Origin of the sequence: Pseudomonas moraviensis subsp. stanleyae, from assembly GCF_036283065.1 — a bacterium.
Taxonomy (GTDB): domain Bacteria; phylum Pseudomonadota; class Gammaproteobacteria; order Pseudomonadales; family Pseudomonadaceae; genus Aquipseudomonas; species Aquipseudomonas stanleyae.
The window spans coordinates 25,175-45,842 of the sequence record NZ_JAADJI010000017.1; the positions used below are offsets into that span (position 1 = coordinate 25,175).

A 20,668-nucleotide genomic window follows, 5' to 3' on the forward strand; every position below is an offset into this window, starting at 1 on the left:
CTCCCACAGTTGTTTTTGTGTGTGCTTGAAAATGGCCAGAACATCATGGCCATCTACTACTAAGGTCGTCTGGAACCTCTCTCGCAGCCGCATACATTAGCTACGTTCCAACAATAATCTGTGCTGCGAGGATAAAAACAATGAACGACAGCATTTACCTCTCGATTCAAAACAGTCCCCGATTCAAGGAGCTGGTTCAGAAAAGGGAACGATTCGCCTGGATTCTCTCGGCAATCATGCTTGGGCTGTACTCCGCATTCATCCTGCTGATCGCCTACGGGCCGCACGTGCTCGGGGCGAAACTCAGTCCTGAATCCTCAATTACTTGGGGCATCCCGATCGGTGTCGGCCTGATCATTTCGGCCTTCGTCCTGACCGGCATCTACGTGCGCCGCGCCAATGGCGAGTTCGACGACCTGAACAATGCGATTCTCAAGGAGGCTCAGCAATGATCCGGCGTCTACTGGCTCTTCTGAGCATTGCCGCGTTCGCACCCGGCGCCTGGGCGGCTGACGCCCTGACCGGTGCGGTGGCCAAGCAACCGCTGAATATCCCGGCGATCCTGATGTTCGTGGCCTTCGTCGGCGCGACGTTGTACATCACCTACTGGGCTTCGAAGAAAAACAACTCGGCTGCCGACTACTATGCGGCAGGTGGCAAGATCACCGGTTTCCAGAACGGCCTGGCAATTGCCGGCGACTACATGTCGGCAGCGTCCTTCCTGGGCATTTCCGCGCTGGTGTTCACCTCCGGCTACGACGGCCTGATCTACTCGATCGGCTTCCTGGTGGGCTGGCCGATCATTCTGTTCCTGATCGCCGAGCGCCTGCGCAACCTGGGTAAATACACCTTTGCCGACGTGGCGTCCTACCGCCTCGGGCAAACCCAGATCCGCACCCTGTCCGCCTGCGGTTCGCTGGTGGTGGTGGCGTTCTACCTGATCGCGCAAATGGTCGGTGCCGGCAAGCTGATACAGTTGCTGTTCGGACTCGATTACCACGTTGCGGTGATTCTGGTCGGCGTGCTGATGTGCATGTACGTGCTGTTCGGCGGCATGCTCGCGACCACTTGGGTGCAGATCATCAAGGCAGTGCTGCTGCTGTCCGGTGCCTCGTTCATGGCGCTGATGGTGATGAAGCACGTCGGCTTCGACTTCAACACGCTGTTCTCCGAGGCGATCAAGGTGCACGCCAAGGGTGAAGCGATCATGAGCCCGGGCGGTCTGGTCAAGGATCCGATCTCGGCGTTCTCCTTGGGTCTGGCGCTGATGTTCGGTACCGCTGGCCTGCCGCACATTCTGATGCGCTTCTTCACCGTGAGTGACGCAAAAGAAGCGCGCAAGAGCGTGCTGTACGCTACCGGCTTCATTGGCTACTTCTACATCCTGACCTTCATCATCGGCTTCGGCGCGATCCTGCTGGTCAGCACCAACCCGGCCTTCAAGGATGCAGCTGGCGCCTTGCTCGGCGGCAACAACATGGCGGCGGTGCACCTGGCCAACGCGGTGGGCGGCAGTATCTTCCTGGGCTTCATTTCGGCGGTGGCGTTCGCGACCATTCTCGCGGTGGTAGCCGGTCTGACGCTGGCCGGTGCTTCGGCGGTCTCCCACGACCTGTACGCCAGTGTGATCAAGAAGGGCAAGGCCAACGAGAAGGATGAGATTCGCGTTTCGAAGATCACCACCATCGCCCTGGCAGTGCTGGCGATTGGTCTGGGTATTCTGTTTGAAAGCCAGAACATCGCGTTCATGGTTGGTCTGGCGTTCTCGATCGCGGCGAGCTGCAACTTCCCTGTGCTGCTGCTTTCGATGTACTGGAAGAAGCTGACGACTCGCGGGGCGATGATTGGCGGCTGGCTGGGTCTGGTCAGTGCTGTTGGCCTGATGATTCTCGGCCCGACCATCTGGGTGCAGATTCTGCATCACGAGAAGGCGATCTTCCCTTACGAGTATCCGGCGCTGTTTTCGATGATCATCGCGTTCGTGGGGATCTGGTTCTTCTCGATCACTGACAAGTCGGCGGCTGCGGATAACGAGCGGGCGCTGTTCTTCCCGCAGTTTGTGCGTTCGCAGACCGGGTTGGGGGCGAGTGGGGCGGTTTCGCACTAGCGGATCAGCTGCAAGCTACAAGCTGCAAGCTGCAAGCTGCAAGCTTCAAGAAAACGCCCTGGTTGAGAGATTGGGGCGTTTTTTGTGGGCGGTTATCGGTTGGTTTGGTGTGTATATCCGTTGCTGCGGTAACGGCGGCTTGGGGTTTCGCCCTTACGGCGAGTCACCTTTTCCAAACGCCGAAAAGGTAACCGAAAAGGCTTGCTCCTGCGTTCGGCCCTCGCAGGCTCGGGTTCCTTCGCTCCGGGACTGATCCGGGCGCAGCGCCTCCGGTTTGCTTCGCTGCACCTCCTCTCGCTGTGTTTGGCTACGCCAAACGGTCGCTGCGCTCCCACGCCCGGATCAATCCCTCCACTCAGCCTTCCGAAGTCGCCCGGGGATCAAGATCAAGAGCGGTACTCGAGCTTGCGCTCATTGTTTTGAGTGGTGAAAAGCGTCGCATGGCTTGAGATTTTCGGTGGATTCGCCCCTCACCCCAGCCCTCTCCCGAGGGAGAGGGGGCCGACTTGCGGGCTTTCAGAGTTTGCATTCGACTGGTTATTTCGAGTCGCCGTACCTCGTCCAAACACCTCGGTCAGTCCCCTCTCCCTCCGGGAGAGGGTTAGGGTGAGGGGCTCTTGATCCGGCTTCGGCTTTTGATCTTCCGCCCCTTCGGCAGGCTTCGTTACGGGATCGATCCGGGCGTGGGAGCGCAGCGACCGTTTGGCGAAGCCAAACACAGCGGGAGGAGGTGCAGCGCAGCCAACCGGAGACGCTGCGCCCGGATCGGTCCCGTAACGAAGGTACCCCGAGCCCCAGCGAGCGGGCCGTACGCCAGGGCAAAGCCTTTTGCTTACTTTTTGGCGTTTGAAAAAGTGAGTCGCTGTAAGAGCGAAACCATAAGAAGCCGTTACCGCAGCAACGGATATGCCCCCAATCCAATGAACACCAACAGAAACAAAAACGGCCTCTATATAAGAGGCCGTTCCTGACACACCACTAACCCATCACAAAAAGAAAAAACCTATTTGCGATCTTCCAGCGAAGTAATGTCACGCGACTCGTAACCCGTGTACAGCTGGCGCGGACGGCCAATCTTGTACGGGCTAGACAGCATTTCCTTCCAGTGCGAAATCCAGCCCACAGTACGTGCCAGAGCGAAAATCACAGTGAACATGCTGGTCGGAATGCCGATCGCCTTGAGGATGATCCCCGAGTAGAAATCGACGTTCGGGTACAGCGAGCGCTCGATGAAGTACGGGTCGGTCAGGGCGATCTCTTCCAGGCGCATGGCCAGTTCAAGTTGCGGATCGTTGTTGATGCCCAGTTCCTTCAGCACTTCGTCGCAGGTCTGCTTCATGACAGTCGCGCGCGGGTCGCGGTTCTTGTAGACGCGGTGACCGAAGCCCATCAGCTTGAACGGATCGTTCTTGTCCTTGGCCTTGGCGATGAACTTGTCGATGTTCGACACATCGCCAATCTCGTCAAGCATGGTCAATACGGCTTCGTTCGCACCGCCGTGGGCAGGGCCCCACAGTGCGGCGATACCGGCGGCGATACAGGCGAACGGGTTGGCACCCGACGAGCCGGCCAGACGTACGGTGGAGGTCGACGCGTTCTGCTCGTGGTCGGCATGGAGGATGAAGATCCGGTCCATGGCCTTGGCGAGTACCGGGCTGATCGGTTTGATCTCGCACGGGGTGTTGAACATCATGTGCAGGAAGTTTTCCGCGTACGTCAGGTCGTTGCGCGGGTACATCATGGGTTGGCCCATGGAGTACTTGTATACCATCGCTGCCAGGGTCGGCATCTTCGCAACCAGACGGATCGCGGAGATTTCGCGATGCTGCGGGTTATTGATGTCCAGGGAGTCGTGGTAGAAGGCCGAGAGGGCGCCGACTACACCGCACATGACGGCCATCGGGTGGGCGTCGCGACGGAAACCGTTGAAGAAGGTTTTCAGCTGCTCGTGAACCATGGTGTGGTTTTTCACGGTGCTGACGAACTGGGCCTTCTGTTCTGCGGTCGGCAATTCGCCGTTGAGCAGCAGGTAGCAGGTTTCCAGGTAGTCCGACTTTTCAGCCAGCTGTTCGATCGGATAGCCGCGGTGCAACAAAATGCCGTTGTCGCCGTCGATATAGGTGATTTTCGATTCGCACGAGGCGGTCGACATGAAACCTGGGTCGAAAGTGAAGCGGCCCGTGGCCGTCAGGCCCCGAACATCGATTACATCGGGACCAACGGTGCCGGTTAAAATGGGCAGCTCGACGGGGGCTGCGCCCTCGATGATCAACTGCGCTTTTTTGTCAGCCATGTGGCCTCCTATTTATGCTTGAACCATCAGACAGACCCCCCACGCAGGGCCCGCACCACTATAGTGAGATAAATTCGAATGTCAATTTGCCTAAAGTCTTGCTCCAGAAGGCTTTAAGCCGACTTTTTCCTCGAAATTGCCTGCCATTTACGCCTTTTATGCAACTTGTGCAATCCGCTATTGGGGGTAGGTGAACGCGTTGTCATTAGTAGCCTAACTGTCTATACTCGGCCACCGACCGCCAAGGGCTTTTGGGCTTGCTTTCATTGGGGGTCGCATCCCTGGGTGGTGGTTACCTGACCAGTGCACTCCCCAACAACTTTGCCCTGATTGTTAGGGGCTCTTCAGTGTGAAAAAAAAGCCGTGAAAAGCCAACGACCTGTAAACCTAGACCTAAGGACCATCAAACTCCCAGTCACTGCTTACACGTCCATTCTTCACCGTATCTCCGGTGTCATCCTCTTCGTGTGCCTTGCCGTCATGCTTTATGCATTGGACAAGTCGCTGAGCTCCGAGGAAGGCTTCGGTCAGGTGAAAGCGTGTCTGACCAGTCCGCTAGCCAAGCTAGTGATTTGGGGCATCCTGTCCGCTCTGCTGTATCACCTGGTAGCCGGTGTGCGCCACTTGATCATGGACATGGGCATCGGTGAGACGCTGGAAGGCGGCAAGCTGGGCTCGAAAATCGTTATCGCCGTTTCCGTGGTGGTAATCGTTCTGGCAGGAGTCTGGATATGGTAACTAACGTCACTAACCTGTCGCGTTCGGGCCTCTATGACTGGATGGCACAGCGTGTGTCTGCGGTCGTTCTCGCGGCTTACTTCATCTTTCTGATCGGATACATCGTCGCCAACCCTGGCCTCGAGTATGCCCAGTGGCATGAACTGTTCGCTCACAACGGAATGCGTATTTTCAGCCTGCTGGCCCTTGTTGCTCTCGGCGCTCACGCCTGGGTCGGCATGTGGACCATCGCGACCGACTACCTGACGCCAATGGCGTTCGGCAAGTCCGCAACGGCGATACGTTTCCTTTTCCAGGCAGTATGCGGCGTTGCGATGTTCGCTTACTTCGTCTGGGGTGTGCAGATTCTCTGGGGTATCTGATTCATGGCTAACATTCCAACGATTTCTTTCGACGCCATCATTATTGGTGGTGGCGGTGCCGGCATGCGCGCTGCGCTGCAACTGGCACAGGGCGGCCACAAGACTGCGGTGATCACCAAGGTTTTCCCGACCCGTTCGCACACTGTATCCGCCCAGGGCGGCATCACTTGCGCCATCGCTTCCGCCGACCCGAACGATGACTGGCGCTGGCACATGTACGATACCGTCAAGGGTTCCGACTACATCGGTGACCAGGACGCTATCGAATACATGTGTCAGGAAGGCCCGGCCGCTGTTTTCGAGCTGGACCACATGGGTCTGCCGTTCTCGCGTACCGAGCAAGGCCGCATCTATCAGCGTCCGTTCGGTGGCCAGTCCAAGGACTACGGCAAGGGCGGTCAGGCTGCACGTACCTGCGCCGCGTCCGACCGTACCGGTCACGCGCTGCTGCACACGCTTTATCAGGGCAACCTGAAAGCCGGTACCACGTTCCTCAACGAGTACTACGCTGTCGATCTGGTGAAAAACCAGGAAGGCGAATTCGTTGGCGTGATCGCGATCTGCATCGAAACCGGCGAAACCTCCTACATCCGTGCCAAGGCCACCGTACTGGCGACTGGCGGTGCAGGCCGTATCTACGCGTCCACCACCAACGCCCTGATCAACACCGGTGACGGCGTCGGCATGGCTCTGCGTGCTGGCGTACCGGTACAAGACATTGAAATGTGGCAGTTCCACCCGACCGGCATCGCCGGCGCCGGTGTACTGGTTACAGAAGGTTGCCGTGGTGAAGGTGGTTACCTGATCAACAAGCACGGCGAGCGTTTCATGGAGCGTTATGCTCCGAACGCGAAAGACCTGGCTGGTCGTGACGTGGTTGCGCGTTCGATGGTCAAGGAAATCATCGCCGGCAACGGTTGCGGTCCGAATGGCGACCACGTAATGCTCAAACTCGACCACCTGGGCGAGGAAGTGTTGCACAGCCGTCTGCCAGGCATCTGCGAACTGTCGAAGACTTTCGCCCACGTTGACCCGGTCGTTGCTCCGGTTCCGGTTGTTCCGACCTGCCACTACATGATGGGCGGCGTTGCCACCAACATTCATGGCCAGGCGATCACCCAGAACGCCGAAGGTCAGGACCAGATCATTCCTGGTCTGTTCGCGGTAGGTGAAGTGGCTTGCGTATCGGTACACGGTGCCAACCGTCTGGGCGGCAACTCGCTGCTCGACCTGGTGGTATTCGGTCGCGCTGCCGGCCTGCACCTGGAAAAGGCGTTGACCGATGGCATCGAATACGACGACGCTACCGAGTCCGACATCGAAGCTGCACTGTCGCGTCTGAACGCGCTGAACAACCGTACCGACGGTGAAGACGTTGCCACTCTGCGTCGCGAGCTGCAAAGCTGCATGCAGAACTACTTCGGTGTATTCCGTACCGGCGAATACATGCAGAAGGGCATCGCTCAGCTCGCTGACCTGCGTGCTCGCATCGCCAACGTGAAGATCAACGACAAGTCGCAGGCGTTCAACACTGCACGTATCGAAGCGCTGGAACTGCAAAACCTGCTGGAAGTGGCTGAAGCTACCGCCATCGCGGCCGAAGTACGTAAAGAGTCCCGCGGCGCTCACGCCCGTGAAGACTTCGAAGACCGTGATGACGAAAACTGGCTGTGCCACACCCTGTACTTCCCGGGTGACAAGCGCGTCACCAAGCGTGCCGTGAACTTCTCGCCGAAGACTGTTCCGACTTTCGAACCTAAAGTCCGGACTTATTAAGGGTGACCGCCATGTTGCAAGTCAGTGTTTATCGCTACAACCCTGATCAGGACGCTGCGCCGTTCATGCAGGATTTCCAGGTCGATACCGGTGGTAAGGACCTGATGGTGCTGGACGTGCTGGCCCTGATCAAAGAGCAGGACGAAGGTTTCTCCTATCGTCGCTCCTGCCGTGAAGGCGTCTGCGGCTCCGACGGCATGAACATCAACGGCAAGAACGGCCTGGCGTGCATCACGCCGCTGTCCGCTGTTGTAAAAGGTAACAAGCTGATCGTTCGTCCGCTGCCAGGTTTGCCGGTTATCCGTGACCTGGTCGTCGATATGAGCATCTTCTACAAGCAATACGAGAAGGTGAAGCCTTACCTGCAGAACGACACGCCGGCTCCGGCCATCGAGCGTCTGCAGTCGCCAGAAGAGCGCGAAAAGCTCGACGGTCTGTACGAGTGCATCCTGTGCGCCTGCTGCTCGACCTCTTGCCCGTCCTTCTGGTGGAACCCGGACAAGTTCCTCGGTCCAGCTGCGCTGCTGCAAGCCTACCGCTTCCTGGCAGACAGCCGTGACACCAAGACCAGCGAACGTCTGGCTTCACTTGACGACCCGTTCAGCGTTTTCCGCTGCCGGGGCATCATGAACTGCGTCAACGTATGTCCGAAAGGCCTGAACCCGACTAAGGCCATCGGTCACATCCGTAACATGCTGCTTTCGAGCGGCGTGTGATTCAGCTGCTGTAACCGTTGCACCGTAGAGGCTGTGGCGCGGGCTTCAACCCGCGTCATGGCTATAACCAGAGCCGTAGCCATAAGCTGCAGCTCTTCTTTTGAAGAAATGAGACAAGCAGGGGCATCCGGGCTGGTACCCGGACTATCAGTGTGATCCTAGGTGGCTTGTTTTAGTCGCTGCATTCGGACTTCTGCAAGTTTGCTCGGTGTCGACACCGATGGTGTTCCCCTAACCGAGGGTGACCAAGCATGCAAGAAAGCGTGATGCAGCGCATGTGGAACAGCGCCTACCTTTCAGGTGGAAACGCTGCCTATGTGGAAGAGCTTTATGAGCTCTACCTGCACGACCCTAACGCTGTGCCAGAAGAGTGGCGCACCTACTTTCAGAAGTTGCCCGCCGACGGCAACTCTGCCACTGATGTTTCGCACTCGACGATTCGCGATCATTTCGTGCTGCTGGCAAAGAACCAGCGCCGCGCCCAACCGGTTTCCGCCGGCAGCGTGAGCAGTGAGCACGAGAAGAAGCAAGTTGAAGTGCTGCGATTGATCCAGGCCTACCGTATGCGTGGCCACCAGGCAGCCCAGCTTGACCCGCTGGGACTGTGGCAGCGTCCTGCACCTGCAGACCTGTCGATCAATCATTACGGCTTGACCAATGCCGATCTTGATACGACCTTCCGTGCCGGCGACCTGTTCATCGGCAAAGAGGAAGCGAGCCTACGCGAAATTCACGAAGCGTTGCAGCAGACATATTGCCGCACCATCGGCGCTGAATTCACGCACATCACCGATTCCGAGCAGCGCCAGTGGTTCCAGCAGCGTCTGGAAAGCGTGCGTGGCCGTCCGACGTACTCCGCCGACATCAAGAGCCACCTGCTTGAGCGCGTGACTGCCGGTGAAGGCCTGGAAAAATACCTTGGTACCAAATACCCAGGCACCAAGCGTTTCGGTCTGGAAGGCGGCGAAAGCCTGATTCCGATGCTCGACGAACTGATCCAGCGTTCCGGCTCGTACGGCACCAAGGAAGTCGTCATCGGCATGGCCCACCGTGGCCGTCTGAACGTGCTGGTCAACACCTTCGGCAAGAACCCGCGCGAGCTGTTCGACGAGTTCGAAGGCAAGAAGAAGGTCGAGCTCGGTTCCGGTGACGTGAAATACCACCAGGGCTTCTCGTCCAACGTGATGACCACCGGCGGTGAAGTTCACCTGGCCATGGCGTTCAACCCGTCCCACCTGGAAATCGTTTCCCCGGTGGTCGAAGGTTCGGTACGCGCCCGTCAGGACCGTCGCAACGATCTGACCGGTGAGAAAGTTCTGCCGATCTCCATCCACGGTGACGCGGCGTTCGCCGGTCAGGGCGTGGTCATGGAAACCTTCCAGATGTCGCAGACCCGCGGTTTCAAGACCGGCGGTACCGTGCACATCGTGATCAACAACCAGGTCGGTTTCACCATCAGCAACCCGCTGGACTCGCGTTCCACCGAGTACGCCACCGACGTTGCCAAGATGATCCAGGCGCCGATCCTCCATGTGAATGGTGATGATCCGGAAGCCGTGCTGTTCGTGACCCAGTTGGCCATCGACTACCGCATGCAGTTCAAGCGTGACGTGGTGATCGATCTGGTCTGCTACCGTCGTCGCGGCCACAACGAGGCCGACGAGCCGAGCGGCACCCAGCCACTGATGTATCAGCAGATCACCAAGCAGCGCACCACCCGTGAGCTGTACGCTGAACGCCTGACCCAGGCCGGTGTGCTCGATGCTGAACGTGTTCAGGCCAAGGTCGACGAATACCGCAACGCGCTGGACAACGGTCTGCACGTAGTGAAATCGCTGGTCAAAGAGCCGAACAAAGAGCTGTTCGTCGACTGGCGTCCGTACCTGGGCCACGCCTGGACTGCGCGTCACGACACGCGTTTCGATCTGAAGACCCTGCAAGAGCTGTCCGCCAAGCTGCTGGAAATTCCGGAAGGCTTCGTGGTTCAGCGTCAGGTCGCGAAGATCTATGAAGACCGTCAGAAGATGCAAGCCGGCGGCCTGCCGATCAACTGGGGTTACGCTGAAACCATGGCGTACGCGACCTTGGCGTTCGAAGGTCACCCGATTCGCATGACCGGTCAGGACATCGGCCGCGGTACGTTCTCGCACCGTCACGCTGTGCTGCACAACCAGAAAGACGCGGGCACCTACATTCCGCTGCAGAACCTGTACGACGGTCAGCCACGCTTCGACCTGTACGACTCGTTCCTTTCGGAAGAAGCGGTACTGGCATTCGAATACGGTTACTCGACCACCACGCCAAACGCGCTGGTGATCTGGGAAGCCCAGTTCGGCGACTTCGCCAACGGTGCACAGGTCGTGATCGACCAGTTCATCACCAGCGGCGAGCACAAGTGGGGCCGTCTCTGCGGTCTGACCATGTTGCTGCCACACGGCTACGAAGGCCAGGGCCCTGAGCACAGCTCGGCACGTCTTGAGCGTTACCTGCAGCTGTGCGCCGAGCACAACATTCAGGTGTGCATGCCGACCACGCCAGCGCAGATCTACCACTTGCTGCGTCGTCAGGTGATTCGTCCGCTGCGCAAGCCGCTGGTCGTGCTGACGCCGAAGTCGCTGCTGCGCCACAAGCTGGCCATCTCGACGCTGGAAGATCTGGCCGAAGGTTCGTTCCAGACCGTGATCCCGGAAATCGACGCACTGGACCCGAAAAAGGTCGAGCGTGTGGTTCTGTGCAGCGGCAAGGTCTACTACGACCTGCTGGAAAAACGCCGTGCCGAAGGCCGCGAAGATATTGCCATCGTGCGTATCGAGCAGCTGTATCCGTTCCCTGAGGACGACTTGAAAGAAGTCCTGGCTCCGTACACCAACGTCAAACACGCCGTTTGGTGTCAGGAAGAGCCGATGAACCAGGGTGCCTGGTACTGCAGCCAGCATCACTTGCGTCGCAGCATCGCCAACCTCGACAAGACTCTCGTACTCGAGTACGCGGGCCGTGAGGCTTCGGCTGCGCCAGCTTGTGGTTATGCATCGATGCACGCCGAGCAGCAGGAAAAACTGCTGCAAGATGCTTTCACTGTTTAACGCCTTCGCGCTGACTGAAACCGAATTTTAAGGACCCACAGATAATGGCTATCGAAATCAAAGCCCCGTCATTCCCGGAATCGGTTGCCGATGGCACCGTTGCCACCTGGCACAAGAAACCAGGTGAGGCCGTCAAGCGTGACGACCTGATCGTCGACATCGAAACCGACAAGGTCGTTCTCGAAGTGTTGGCTGAAGCGGACGGCGTGCTGGGCGCAATCGTTGCCGAAGAGGGCGCTACCGTTCTGTCGAACCAGGTCCTGGGCTCGATCGAAGAGGGCGGCGCTGCTGCCGCTGCTCCAGCCGCCGCTGCTGCTCCGGCTGCTACTGCCGCTGCCGCACCGGCTGCTGCCGATGGCGAAGATGACCCGATCGCAGCACCGGCTGCGCGCAAGCTGGCTGAAGAAAACGGCATCAACATCGCTTCCGTTGCCGGTACCGGCAAGGGTGGTCGGGTGACCAAGGAAGACGTGGTTGCCGCTGTTGCTGCGAAGAAAGCCGCGCCGGCTGCCGCGCCTGCCAAGGCTGCTGCTCCTTCGGCTGCTGCGCCTGTGTTCGCTGCCGGCGACCGCATCGAGAAGCGCGTACCGATGACCCGCGTACGTGCCACCGTGGCCAAACGTCTGGTTGAAGCACAGTCGAACATGGCGATGCTGACCACCTTCAACGAAGTCGACATGACCGAAGTCATGGCCCTGCGTTCGAAGTACAAGGACCTGTTCGAGAAGTCGCACAACGGCGTACGCCTGGGCTTCATGTCGTTCTTCGTGAAAGCGGCCACCGAAGCGCTGAAGCGCTTCCCGGCTGTCAACGCGTCGATCGACGGCGGCGACATCGTTTACCACGGCTATGCGGACATCGGCGTTGCCGTTTCCAGCGACCGTGGCCTGGTGGTACCGGTTCTGCGTAACGCCGAGCTGATGAGCCTGGCTGAAATCGAAGGCGGCATCGCGACCTTCGGCAAGAAAGCCCGTGACGGCAAACTGTCGATGGACGAAATGACCGGTGGTACCTTCACCATCACCAACGGTGGTACCTTCGGTTCGATGATGTCGACGCCGATCGTCAACCCGCCGCAGGCAGCGATTCTGGGCATGCACAACATCATCCAGCGTCCAATGGCCATCAACGGTCAGGTCGTGATCCGTCCGATGATGTACCTGGCACTGTCCTACGATCACCGTCTGATCGATGGCAAAGAAGCTGTGACCTTCCTGGTGACCATCAAGAACCTGCTGGAAGATCCGGCTCGTCTGTTGCTGGATATCTAAAAAGCAGCTGCAAGCTTTCAGCTACAAGCCTCAAGCTCAAGGCGAGCGGGTGGGCTTGCAGCTTGAAGCTTGCGGCTTGTAGCTTTATTGCTAAAGAGGATTTTTTGAATGTCGCAGAAATTTGACGTAGTAGTGATCGGTGCCGGCCCTGGTGGCTACGTAGCCGCCATCAAGGCTGCTCAGTTGGGCCTGACCACTGCCTGCATCGAGAAGTACACCGACGCAGAGGGCAAGCAAGCCCTGGGCGGTACCTGCCTGAACGTGGGTTGCATTCCTTCCAAGGCGCTGCTCGACAGCTCGTGGAAATACAAGGAAGCCAAAGAGAGCTTCAACGTTCACGGTATCTCGACCGGCGAAGTCAAAATGGACGTCGCTGCGATGGTTGGTCGCAAGGCTGGCATCGTCAAGAACCTGACCGGCGGCGTTGCCACCCTGTTCAAGGCCAACGGCGTTACTTCGATCCAGGGCCACGGCAAGCTGCTGGCTGGCAAGAAAGTCGAAGTCACCAAGCCGGACGGCTCGGTTGAAGTCATCGAAGCGGAAAACGTCATCCTCGCGCCAGGTTCGCGTCCGATCGACATTCCACCGGCTCCGGTTGACCAGAAAGTCATCGTCGATTCGACGGGCGCTCTGGAATTCCAGTCCGTTCCGAAACGTCTGGGCGTGATCGGCGCTGGCGTGATCGGTCTGGAACTGGGTTCGGTATGGTCACGTCTGGGCTCCGAAGTGGTTGTTCTGGAAGCGCTGGACACTTTCCTGATGGCAGCGGACACCGCTGTTTCCAAGGAAGCGCTGAAAACCCTGACCAAACAGGGCCTGGACATCAAGCTGGGCGCTCGTGTTACCGGTTCGAAAGTCAACGGTGAAGAAGTTGTCGTCAACTACACCGATGCCAACGGCGAACAGACCATCACTTTCGACAAGCTGATCGTTGCCGTTGGTCGCCGTCCGGTGACCACTGATCTGCTGTCTGCCGACTGCGGCGTGGAAATCGACGAGCGCGGTTTCATCGCGGTCGATGACCACTGCGTCACCGCCGTACCGGGCGTCTTCGCCATTGGCGACGTGGTTCGCGGCATGATGCTGGCCCACAAGGCTTCGGAAGAAGGCATCATGGTTGTCGAGCGCATCAAGGGCCACAAGGCTCAGATGAACTATGACTTGATCCCTTCGGTTATTTATACTCACCCGGAAATCGCGTGGGTTGGCAAAACCGAGCAGGCGCTGAAGGCCGAAGGCGTTGAAGTCAACGTCGGCACCTTCCCGTTCGCCGCTTCCGGCCGTGCCATGGCTGCCAACGATACCGGTGGTTTCGTCAAGGTCATCGCCGATGCCAAGACCGACCGTGTATTGGGCGTTCACGTGATTGGCCCGAGCGCTGCAGAACTGGTTCAGCAGGGCGCGATCGGTATGGAGTTCGGCACCAGCGCTGAAGACCTGGGCATGATGGTTTTCTCCCATCCGACCCTGTCCGAAGCCTTGCACGAAGCTGCTCTGGCAGTGAATGGCGGCGCCATCCACATTGCCAACCGCAAGAAGCGTTAAGACACACAATAAGAAACCACGGCGGTAGCGGCCCGTCGTGAGCCTTGCGAGCAAGACTCACCGCGGAATGTCCGCCGGACGCAGTCTTGCGTAGCCCAGCTACGCAAGCAGCAGTCACAGGTGGCGCGGCACTCAAACGAGCGCAGCGCCGAATGCGCAGTACCTAACGAAGACGGTAAAAAGCATGAATCTTCACGAGTATCAGGGTAAGCAGCTGTTCGCTGAATACGGCCTGCCAGTTTCCACTGGTTACGCAGTAGACACCCCGGAAGCAGCAGCAGAAGCTTGCGACAAGATCGGCGGCAACGAGTGGGTCGTCAAAGCCCAGGTTCACGCCGGTGGTCGCGGTAAAGCGGGCGGCGTAAAGCTGGTTCGCAGCAAAGAAGACGCCAAGGCCTTCGCACAGCAGTGGCTGGGCAAGCGTCTGGTGACTTACCAGACTGACGCCAATGGCCAGCCAGTCACCAAGATCCTGGTTGAATCGTGCACTGATATCGCTAAAGAGCTGTACCTGGGCGCTGTCGTTGACCGTTCGAGCCGTCGCATCGTGTTCATGGCTTCCACCGAAGGTGGCGTGGACATCGAGAAAATCGCTCACGACACGCCAGAAAAAATTCTCAAGGCCACTATCGATCCACTGGTTGGCGCTCAGCCATCCCAGGGTCGCGAGCTGGCATTCCAGCTGGGTCTGGAAGGCAAGCAGGTCACTCAGTTCGCCAAGATCTTCGTAGGTCTGGCCAAACTGTTCAAAGACCACGATCTGGCTCTGCTGGAAGTGAACCCGCTGGTGATCAAGGCTGACGGCGATCTGCACTGCCTCGACGCCAAGATCAACATCGACGCCAACGCCATGTACCGTCAGCCCAAGCTGAAGGCTTTCCACGATCCGTCGCAGGACGATCCGCGCGAAGCGCACGCTGCCAAGTTCGAACTGAACTACGTAGCCCTGGAAGGCAACATCGGCTGCATGGTCAACGGTGCCGGTCTGGCCATGGGTACCATGGACATCGTCAACCTGCATGGCGGCAAGCCAGCCAACTTCCTCGACGTAGGTGGTGGCGCAACCAAGGAACGCGTTACTGAAGCGTTCAAGATCATCCTGTCCGACCAGAACGTCGCGGCAGTACTGGTCAACATCTTCGGCGGCATCGTTCGCTGCGACATGATTGCCGAAGGCATCATCGGCGCTGTGAAAGAAGTCGGCGTGAAAATCCCGGTTGTTGTTCGCCTTGAAGGCAACAACGCTGAGCTGGGCGCTAAAGTACTGGCAGAAAGCGGTTTGAACATCATCGCTGCTACCAGCCTGACCGACGCTGCTCAACAAGTTGTCAAAGCTGCGGAGGGCAAATAATGAGCGTCCTGATCAATAAAGACACCAAAGTTATCTGCCAGGGTATTACCGGTTCGCAAGGTAGTTTCCACACCCAGCAAGCCATCGAATACGGCACCAAGATGGTTGGTGGCGTTACTCCAGGCAAGGGCGGCACCGAGCACCTGGGTCTGCCAGTGTTCAACACCGTCAAAGACGCAGTAGCTGCCACTGGCGCTACCGCTTCCGTGATCTACGTTCCGGCTCCTTTCTGCAAGGATTCGATCCTGGAAGCGGCATTCGGCGGCATCAAGCTGATCGTCTGCATCACCGAAGGCATTCCTACCCTGGACATGCTGGACGCCAAAGTTAAGTGCGACGAACTGGGCGTAGTCCTGATCGGCCCTAACTGCCCAGGCGTGATCACCCCAGGCGAATGCAAGATCGGCATCATGCCAGGTCACATTCACTTGCCAGGCAAGGTCGGTATCGTTTCGCGTTCCGGCACCCTGACCTACGAAGCTGTGAAGCAGACTACTGACGCCGGTTTCGGTCAGTCGACTTGCGTTGGCATCGGTGGTGACCCGATCCCGGGTTCGAACTTCATCGACATCCTGAAGCTGTTCCAGGAAGACCCGAAGACCGAAGCGATCGTGATGATCGGCGAGATCGGCGGTTCGGCTGAAGAAGAAGCGGCTGCCTACATCAAGGCCAATGTGACCAAGCCGGTTGTTTCCTACATCGCTGGTGTGACTGCTCCTCCGGGCAAGCGCATGGGCCATGCTGGCGCAATCATCTCTGGCGGCAAAGGCACTGCAGACGAGAAATTCGCTGCACTGCAAGACGCAGGCGTGAAAACCGTGCGTTCGCTGGCGGACATCGGCAAGGCCCTGGCCGAGCTGACTGGCTGGGAAGTGAAGAAGTAAGCTTCGGCTGACTTTTTAGCTCCAGCAACAAAGGCCACCTTCGGGTGGCCTTTGTCGTTTCAGAGCAGCGGCAAGCTTCAAGCGGCTAGCTGCAAGATAGAAGCTTGCAGCTTGAAACTTGTAGCTTGCAGCTGCTTTTCTTATGTAAACGCGACACTGAAACGTCGCGTATCGGATAGTTCGCCCTCTAACAGTGCGTTTGTCAGCCGAATTCGTTAGGCTGACAGCCATTTTTGCGTCCGCCGCCCACAAGGCAGCCACGCGCTTTAAGGGTCAGTCCCATACGGATCGACAGCATTTCCCTAATCCAACAGGGCAATCCCCCTCTAAATTCCGATTTCAGTAGTGTGGTATTACCTTAATGAAAGTTTTGAAAGGTCAGGACATCCTGGCACTTGGTTTTATGACGTTTGCCCTGTTTGTCGGGGCCGGTAACATCATTTTCCCGCCGATCGTCGGCTTGCAGGCCGGACCTCACGTCTGGATGGCTGCGCTGGGCTTTCTGATCACCGCCGTTGGTTTGCCGGTGGTCACCGTGGTGGCGCTGGCCAAGGTTGGCGGCGCGATGGATGCGTTGAGCAGTCCGATCGGCAAGATCGCCGGCGGTATCCTCGCGGCGGCATGCTATCTGGCCGTTGGGCCGCTGTTCGCCACTCCGCGTACCGCGACCGTATCCTTCGAGGTGGGTCTGGCGCCATTGACCGGCGAGAGCCCGCTGGCGCTGTTCCTCTACAGCTCGGTGTACTTCCTGCTGGTGTTCTTCATTTCGCTCTACCCTGGGCGTTTGCTGGATACCGTTGGCCGCTTCCTCGCGCCGCTGAAAATCATTGCGCTGGCAGTGCTGGGTATTGCCGCATTCGCCTTGCCGGCGGGTGACATCGGTCACGGCACGCCGGAATACGTGGCGGCGCCGTTCTCTCAGGGCTTCATCAATGGTTACCTGACCATGGATACCCTCGGCGCGCTGGTGTTTGGCATCGTTATCGTCAACGCGATCCGCTCCCGTGGCGTCGAGTCTCCGGCGCTGATAACCCGTTACGCGATCATCGCCGGGCTGATTGCCGGTGTCGGTCTGGCACTGGTCTACGTCAGCCTGTTCCGCCTCGGTTCCGGCAGCCATGAGGTCGCGGTCGGCGCCACCAACGGCGCGGCGGTGTTGCATGCCTACGTGCAGCACACCTTCGGTTCGCTGGGCAGTGGTTTCCTTGCGGTACTGATCTCGCTGGCGTGTCTGGTCACGGCGGTCGGCCTGACCTGCGCCTGCGCTGAGTACTTCAGCCGTGTGCTGCCACTGTCCTACAAGACTCTGGTGATTATCCTCGCGGCGTTCTCGCTGCTGGTCTCCAACCTCGGTCTGACCAAGCTCATTGCGTTCTCGATTCCGGTGCTCACTGCGATCTACCCGCCGTGCATCGTTCTGGTCGCACTGAGCTTCTGCAAGGATTTCTGGCATGAGCACGGGCGCATTCTTGGCCCGGTGATGCTGGTCTCGTTCCTGTTCGGCACCATCGACGCGTTGAAAGGCGCTGGTCTGGCCGACTGGATGCCGACTCAGCTTACCCATCTGCCGTTGAGCGAGCAGGGGCTGGCGTGGCTGGTGCCGTGCGTGATGACCCTGGTGGTCGCCGTGGTGTGCGATCGCTTGCTGGGCAAGCGCAGCGAAGTCACTGCCTGACGTGATATGACCCGCCACAAGTGGGTCGAGCACGGTTAAACAGAAATGCCCCGTATCAATCGATACGGGGCATTTTTTATGCGTGTGAGGCAGTGTCTTTTTTGCTGAGCTAACGTCGAAGGGTTGCCGAAATCGTTATGTGGGAGCGAGCCTGCTCGCGAATGCGTTGTGTCAGCCGCCATCAGTGTTCGGTGGAACGCCGCTTTCGCGAGCAGGCTCGCTCCCACAGGTCATTCATACCGTGATCACATTTCACAAGGAATTGCATGTCGTTCATCCAAGCCAATCTGATCCACCTGCTCGCCGCTGTCTGGTTTGTCATCTGCTGGGGCGGTTACACCCGTTATGCCACCTGGAAGGCTCGCGATACGGCGTGTCTGGCCAGTGTGTTGCACCTGTACCGCGAAGACTGGATGCGCCGCATGCTGCTGCGTGACAACCGCATCGCCGACGCCAGCGTGATCGGCAACCTTGAGCGCAACGCCTCGTTCTTCGCCTCCAGCACGTTGATCATCCTCGCCGGTATTCTCACCGTACTCGGTGCGTCGGAAAGGGCGGTGTCGTTGTTGGCGGATATTCCGATGGTGCAGCAGGCGTCGCAGGGCATGTCGGAGATCAAGTTGCTCTGTCTGGCGCTGGTGTTCGTCTATGCGTTCTTCACGTTCAGCTGGTGCATGCGGCAGTACAACTTCGCGGCGATTCTGGTCGGTTCGGCACCGATGATCGGTGAGCGTCAGGTCACCGAGCAGGAGCGCAAGGCGTTCGCAGCGCGGGCAGCGCGGGTGATTTCGATGGCGGCCAACCAATTCAACTTCGGCCTGCGTTCTTATTACTTCGGCATGAGCATGCTGGCCTGGTTCGTCAGCCCGTGGCTGTTCATGATCATGAGCGCGGGAGTCGTGGTGGTTTTGTATCGCCGCGAGTTTCATTCCGACGTTCTCGATGTCATGGTCTATACCCCTACAGAGGCGCCCGTCCCTGAGGCGAACAAAGAGGCTGTTTGATGAGTATTCCGTTCTGGTGTGTGTTTATCAGTGCTTTATTGATCTACGTGGCGCGCATGCCGGTGGCCAAGGCCATGAAAGAGCAGGGCGGGTATGACAATCACCAGCCTCGCCAGCAGCAGGCACAGTTGACCGGCTTCGGTGCGAGGGCGCTGGCGGCCCATCAGAACAGTATCGAAGCCTTTATCCTGTTCGCCGTCGGTGTGCTGATGGCCCACACCACGCAAACCGCAGGCTGGCTGATCGATGCGCTGGCGATCATCTTCGTGATCTCGCGGATCTTCTATTTGTGGTTCTACCTGGGCGATTTGCCGAAGTTACGCAGCCTGATTTGGCTAGTTGGCTTCGTCTGTTCGTTGTTGCTGATGATTAGTCCGACTTTTAGAACCGTGTTGCTCTAAACCGGTAAATCCCAGGCAAAAGAAAACCCGCACTTGGCGGGTTTTCTTTCACACCAGAAAGCTTATTGCTTTTTGGCGGCTTCTTCTTGAGCAGCGGCGTTCGATTCAGCCTGAGCTTTGGCAGCTTCGGCGTTTTCTTTTGCTGCGTCGTTCACTTTATCCTGAGCTTTGTTCATGTCTTGCTGAGCTTGCTCAGCATGTTGGTTGGCATCTTGAGCTTTGTCCTCGGATTTTTTATCGCAGGCAGCGAGACCGAGGGAAGCGGTCAACATCAAGGCAATAGCTAAAGTCTTACGCATGGGGTGTATCTCCTTATGGAAAATAACTACTGGCCTTAAGAACTCGCCGCTACGCGTTAAGTTCCTCATTTGTTTCAGATATATAAGTTTGTTTTATCACGGAACTTTTGCCGCTTTTCTCACTACTGGCACAAGGCCCAAACGCGAGTAATTATCACATGGCCGAAAACCCCGTTTTTGAGCGCGCGACGCGCTTTTTATCGGCATTGCGCCACTGTCAGGTCTTGGGTCTGCAGGTACACAGTGCCTCCAGCGAAGGCCTGACAGTGATCCTGCCCTATAGCGAAAAAATCGTTGGTAATCCCGCAACCGGAGTCATCCATGGCGGCGCCATCACGTCGTTGATGGACACCGCCTGCGGTATGTCGACCTTGTGCGTACTGCCGGAGTTCGAAGTCTGTCCGACCCTTGATCTGCGCATCGACTACATGCACGCCGCCGAGCCGCACAAAGCCGTGTATGGCTTTGCCCAGTGCTACCGCGTCACCACCGACGTGATCTTTGCCCGTGGTTTCGCTTACCAGGACGATCCCGAGCAACCGATTGCCCACGTCGTCGGGACATTCATGCGCATGGGCACTGGCCTGAAAGGCAGCAAAGGTTTCGCAGGCGCGATCAAGGGAGCCGGAAAATGAGCAATGACCTCAGGGAGCAGCTGCAACAGGCCCACGCTCAGGGCGATTACGCGCCACTTCTGGCATTGATCCCTTATGCCGGGCTGATCGGTATCGAATGTTCGCGCGTTGGCGATGAGCTCTTGTTCAAGCTGCCGGCGAACAAGGACAACATTGGTAACCCTTTATTGCCGGCGATCCACGGCGGCGTGATTGCCGGCTTCATGGAGCTGGCCGCAGCCCTGCATTTGCTGATTTTCACCGGCACGCCGGGTGTGCCGAAGATCATCGATTTTTCCCTCGATTACCTGCGCGCCGGGCAGTTTCGCGACACTTGGGCCAGGTGTCAGGTCTGCCGTCAGGGGCGTCGCGTGGCTAATGTCGCAGTCACTGCCTGGCAGAGTACCGAGGCCGAACCGATCGCCACCGCCCGCGCGCACTTCAAAATCGATGAGCCCTTGAAATCCTGAACAGCGCCCCCAACTCAGATGACAACCCGCCGCAGACCATTCGGGTCGCGGCCAATGCCATCTGATTGGAGTTTGATGA

Annotated in this window: 18 protein-coding genes; 16 read left to right on the plus strand and 2 right to left on the minus strand. The window is 58.2% G+C overall.

Annotated features, from left to right (window positions below; all coding sequences use genetic code 11):
- Positions 1–140: 140 nt before the first annotated feature.
- Positions 141–452, plus strand: a complete 312-nt coding sequence (locus tag GXB78_RS26260) for a DUF485 domain-containing protein (protein ID WP_016771016.1) — start codon at positions 141–143, stop codon at positions 450–452.
- Positions 449–2,107 carry a cation acetate symporter gene (locus tag GXB78_RS26265; protein ID WP_133340650.1) on the plus strand — a complete coding sequence of 553 codons (1,659 nt, stop codon included), beginning with the start codon at positions 449–451 and terminating at the stop codon, positions 2,105–2,107. Before GXB78_RS26260 ends, GXB78_RS26265 begins: the two co-directional genes overlap by 4 nt.
- Before the next feature lie 1,003 nt (positions 2,108–3,110).
- On the opposite strand, the gene gltA is transcribed toward GXB78_RS26265, so the two are convergent.
- Positions 3,111–4,400, minus strand: a complete 1,290-nt coding sequence (gene gltA / locus GXB78_RS26270; protein WP_101158686.1) for a citrate synthase — start codon at positions 4,398–4,400, stop codon at positions 3,111–3,113.
- 363 nt (positions 4,401–4,763) lie between these two features.
- On the opposite strand from gltA, the gene sdhC reads away from it, so the two are divergent.
- The 12 genes from sdhC to GXB78_RS26330 all read left to right on the plus strand — a co-directional run bounded on the left by sdhC (position 4,764) and on the right by GXB78_RS26330 (position 19,206).
- Positions 4,764–5,138, plus strand: coding sequence for a succinate dehydrogenase, cytochrome b556 subunit (gene sdhC, locus GXB78_RS26275; protein WP_325719133.1), 375 nt, complete (start codon positions 4,764–4,766; stop codon positions 5,136–5,138).
- Positions 5,132–5,500 (plus strand): succinate dehydrogenase, hydrophobic membrane anchor protein, encoded by a 369-nt coding sequence (gene sdhD, locus GXB78_RS26280; protein ID WP_008049683.1) that lies wholly within the window; start codon positions 5,132–5,134, stop codon positions 5,498–5,500. The genes sdhC and sdhD overlap by 7 nt, the downstream gene beginning before the upstream one ends.
- A 3-nt stretch (positions 5,501–5,503) precedes the next feature.
- Positions 5,504–7,276, plus strand: coding sequence for a succinate dehydrogenase flavoprotein subunit (gene sdhA / locus GXB78_RS26285; RefSeq protein WP_042607585.1), 1,773 nt, complete (start codon positions 5,504–5,506; stop codon positions 7,274–7,276).
- Between the two features lie 11 nt (positions 7,277–7,287).
- Positions 7,288–7,992, plus strand: coding sequence for a succinate dehydrogenase iron-sulfur subunit (locus GXB78_RS26290; RefSeq protein ID WP_016773675.1), 705 nt, complete (start codon positions 7,288–7,290; stop codon positions 7,990–7,992).
- A gap of 251 nt (positions 7,993–8,243) precedes the next feature.
- Positions 8,244–11,075: a 2-oxoglutarate dehydrogenase E1 component gene (locus GXB78_RS26295; protein ID WP_042607586.1), complete on the plus strand. Its 2,832-nt coding sequence runs from the start codon at positions 8,244–8,246 to the stop codon at positions 11,073–11,075.
- A gap of 44 nt (positions 11,076–11,119) precedes the next feature.
- Positions 11,120–12,346, plus strand: coding sequence for a 2-oxoglutarate dehydrogenase complex dihydrolipoyllysine-residue succinyltransferase (gene odhB / locus GXB78_RS26300; protein WP_024012151.1), 1,227 nt, complete (start codon positions 11,120–11,122; stop codon positions 12,344–12,346).
- Between the two features lie 108 nt (positions 12,347–12,454).
- Positions 12,455–13,891, plus strand: coding sequence for a dihydrolipoyl dehydrogenase (gene lpdA, locus GXB78_RS26305; RefSeq protein WP_042607587.1), 1,437 nt, complete (start codon positions 12,455–12,457; stop codon positions 13,889–13,891).
- A 184-nt stretch (positions 13,892–14,075) separates the two neighbouring features.
- Positions 14,076–15,242, plus strand: coding sequence for an ADP-forming succinate--CoA ligase subunit beta (sucC, locus tag GXB78_RS26310; protein ID WP_016773679.1), 1,167 nt, complete (start codon positions 14,076–14,078; stop codon positions 15,240–15,242).
- A complete protein-coding gene (sucD, locus tag GXB78_RS26315) occupies positions 15,242–16,126 on the plus strand; it encodes a succinate--CoA ligase subunit alpha (RefSeq protein ID WP_016773680.1) in 885 nt (294 codons plus the stop codon). The genes sucC and sucD overlap by 1 nt, the downstream gene beginning before the upstream one ends.
- A gap of 361 nt (positions 16,127–16,487) precedes the next feature.
- Positions 16,488–17,801: a branched-chain amino acid transport system II carrier protein gene (brnQ, locus tag GXB78_RS26320; RefSeq protein WP_041479558.1), complete on the plus strand. Its 1,314-nt coding sequence runs from the start codon at positions 16,488–16,490 to the stop codon at positions 17,799–17,801.
- A gap of 266 nt (positions 17,802–18,067) precedes the next feature.
- Complete coding sequence (locus tag GXB78_RS26325) at positions 18,068–18,805, plus strand: DUF599 domain-containing protein (RefSeq protein ID WP_329517616.1); 738 nt, start codon at positions 18,068–18,070, stop codon at positions 18,803–18,805.
- Complete coding sequence (locus tag GXB78_RS26330; protein ID WP_329517617.1) at positions 18,805–19,206, plus strand: MAPEG family protein; 402 nt, start codon at positions 18,805–18,807, stop codon at positions 19,204–19,206. The genes GXB78_RS26325 and GXB78_RS26330 overlap by 1 nt, the downstream gene beginning before the upstream one ends.
- A gap of 62 nt (positions 19,207–19,268) precedes the next feature.
- On the opposite strand, the gene GXB78_RS26335 is transcribed toward GXB78_RS26330, so the two are convergent.
- Entirely contained in the window at positions 19,269–19,505 is a 237-nt protein-coding gene (locus GXB78_RS26335; RefSeq protein WP_007959016.1) for a hypothetical protein, read from the minus strand.
- Between the two features lie 158 nt (positions 19,506–19,663).
- Between GXB78_RS26335 and GXB78_RS26340 the strand changes: the two genes are divergently transcribed.
- Complete coding sequence (locus GXB78_RS26340) at positions 19,664–20,140, plus strand: PaaI family thioesterase (RefSeq protein ID WP_329517618.1); 477 nt, start codon at positions 19,664–19,666, stop codon at positions 20,138–20,140.
- On the plus strand, positions 20,137–20,589 hold the full coding sequence (locus GXB78_RS26345) for a PaaI family thioesterase (protein ID WP_016773686.1): 453 nt from the start codon (positions 20,137–20,139) through the stop codon (positions 20,587–20,589). Before GXB78_RS26340 ends, GXB78_RS26345 begins: the two co-directional genes overlap by 4 nt.
- Positions 20,590–20,668: the final 79 nt, after the last annotated feature.

Coding starts and splice junctions, on each gene's coding strand:
- GXB78_RS26260 (WP_016771016.1), top strand. CDS start 141: ATGAACGACAGCATTTACCTCTCGATTCAAAACAGTCCCCGATTCAAG.
- GXB78_RS26265 (WP_133340650.1), top strand. CDS start 449: ATGATCCGGCGTCTACTGGCTCTTCTGAGCATTGCCGCGTTCGCACCC.
- gltA (WP_101158686.1), bottom strand. CDS start 4,400: ATGGCTGACAAAAAAGCGCAGTTGATCATCGAGGGCGCAGCCCCCGTC.
- sdhD (WP_008049683.1), top strand. CDS start 5,132: ATGGTAACTAACGTCACTAACCTGTCGCGTTCGGGCCTCTATGACTGG.
- sdhA (WP_042607585.1), top strand. CDS start 5,504: ATGGCTAACATTCCAACGATTTCTTTCGACGCCATCATTATTGGTGGT.
- GXB78_RS26290 (WP_016773675.1), top strand. CDS start 7,288: ATGTTGCAAGTCAGTGTTTATCGCTACAACCCTGATCAGGACGCTGCG.
- GXB78_RS26295 (WP_042607586.1), top strand. CDS start 8,244: ATGCAAGAAAGCGTGATGCAGCGCATGTGGAACAGCGCCTACCTTTCA.
- odhB (WP_024012151.1), top strand. CDS start 11,120: ATGGCTATCGAAATCAAAGCCCCGTCATTCCCGGAATCGGTTGCCGAT.
- lpdA (WP_042607587.1), top strand. CDS start 12,455: ATGTCGCAGAAATTTGACGTAGTAGTGATCGGTGCCGGCCCTGGTGGC.
- sucC (WP_016773679.1), top strand. CDS start 14,076: ATGAATCTTCACGAGTATCAGGGTAAGCAGCTGTTCGCTGAATACGGC.
- sucD (WP_016773680.1), top strand. CDS start 15,242: ATGAGCGTCCTGATCAATAAAGACACCAAAGTTATCTGCCAGGGTATT.
- brnQ (WP_041479558.1), top strand. CDS start 16,488: ATGAAAGTTTTGAAAGGTCAGGACATCCTGGCACTTGGTTTTATGACG.
- GXB78_RS26325 (WP_329517616.1), top strand. CDS start 18,068: ATGTCGTTCATCCAAGCCAATCTGATCCACCTGCTCGCCGCTGTCTGG.
- GXB78_RS26330 (WP_329517617.1), top strand. CDS start 18,805: ATGAGTATTCCGTTCTGGTGTGTGTTTATCAGTGCTTTATTGATCTAC.
- GXB78_RS26335 (WP_007959016.1), bottom strand. CDS start 19,505: ATGCGTAAGACTTTAGCTATTGCCTTGATGTTGACCGCTTCCCTCGGT.
- GXB78_RS26340 (WP_329517618.1), top strand. CDS start 19,664: ATGGCCGAAAACCCCGTTTTTGAGCGCGCGACGCGCTTTTTATCGGCA.
- GXB78_RS26345 (WP_016773686.1), top strand. CDS start 20,137: ATGAGCAATGACCTCAGGGAGCAGCTGCAACAGGCCCACGCTCAGGGC.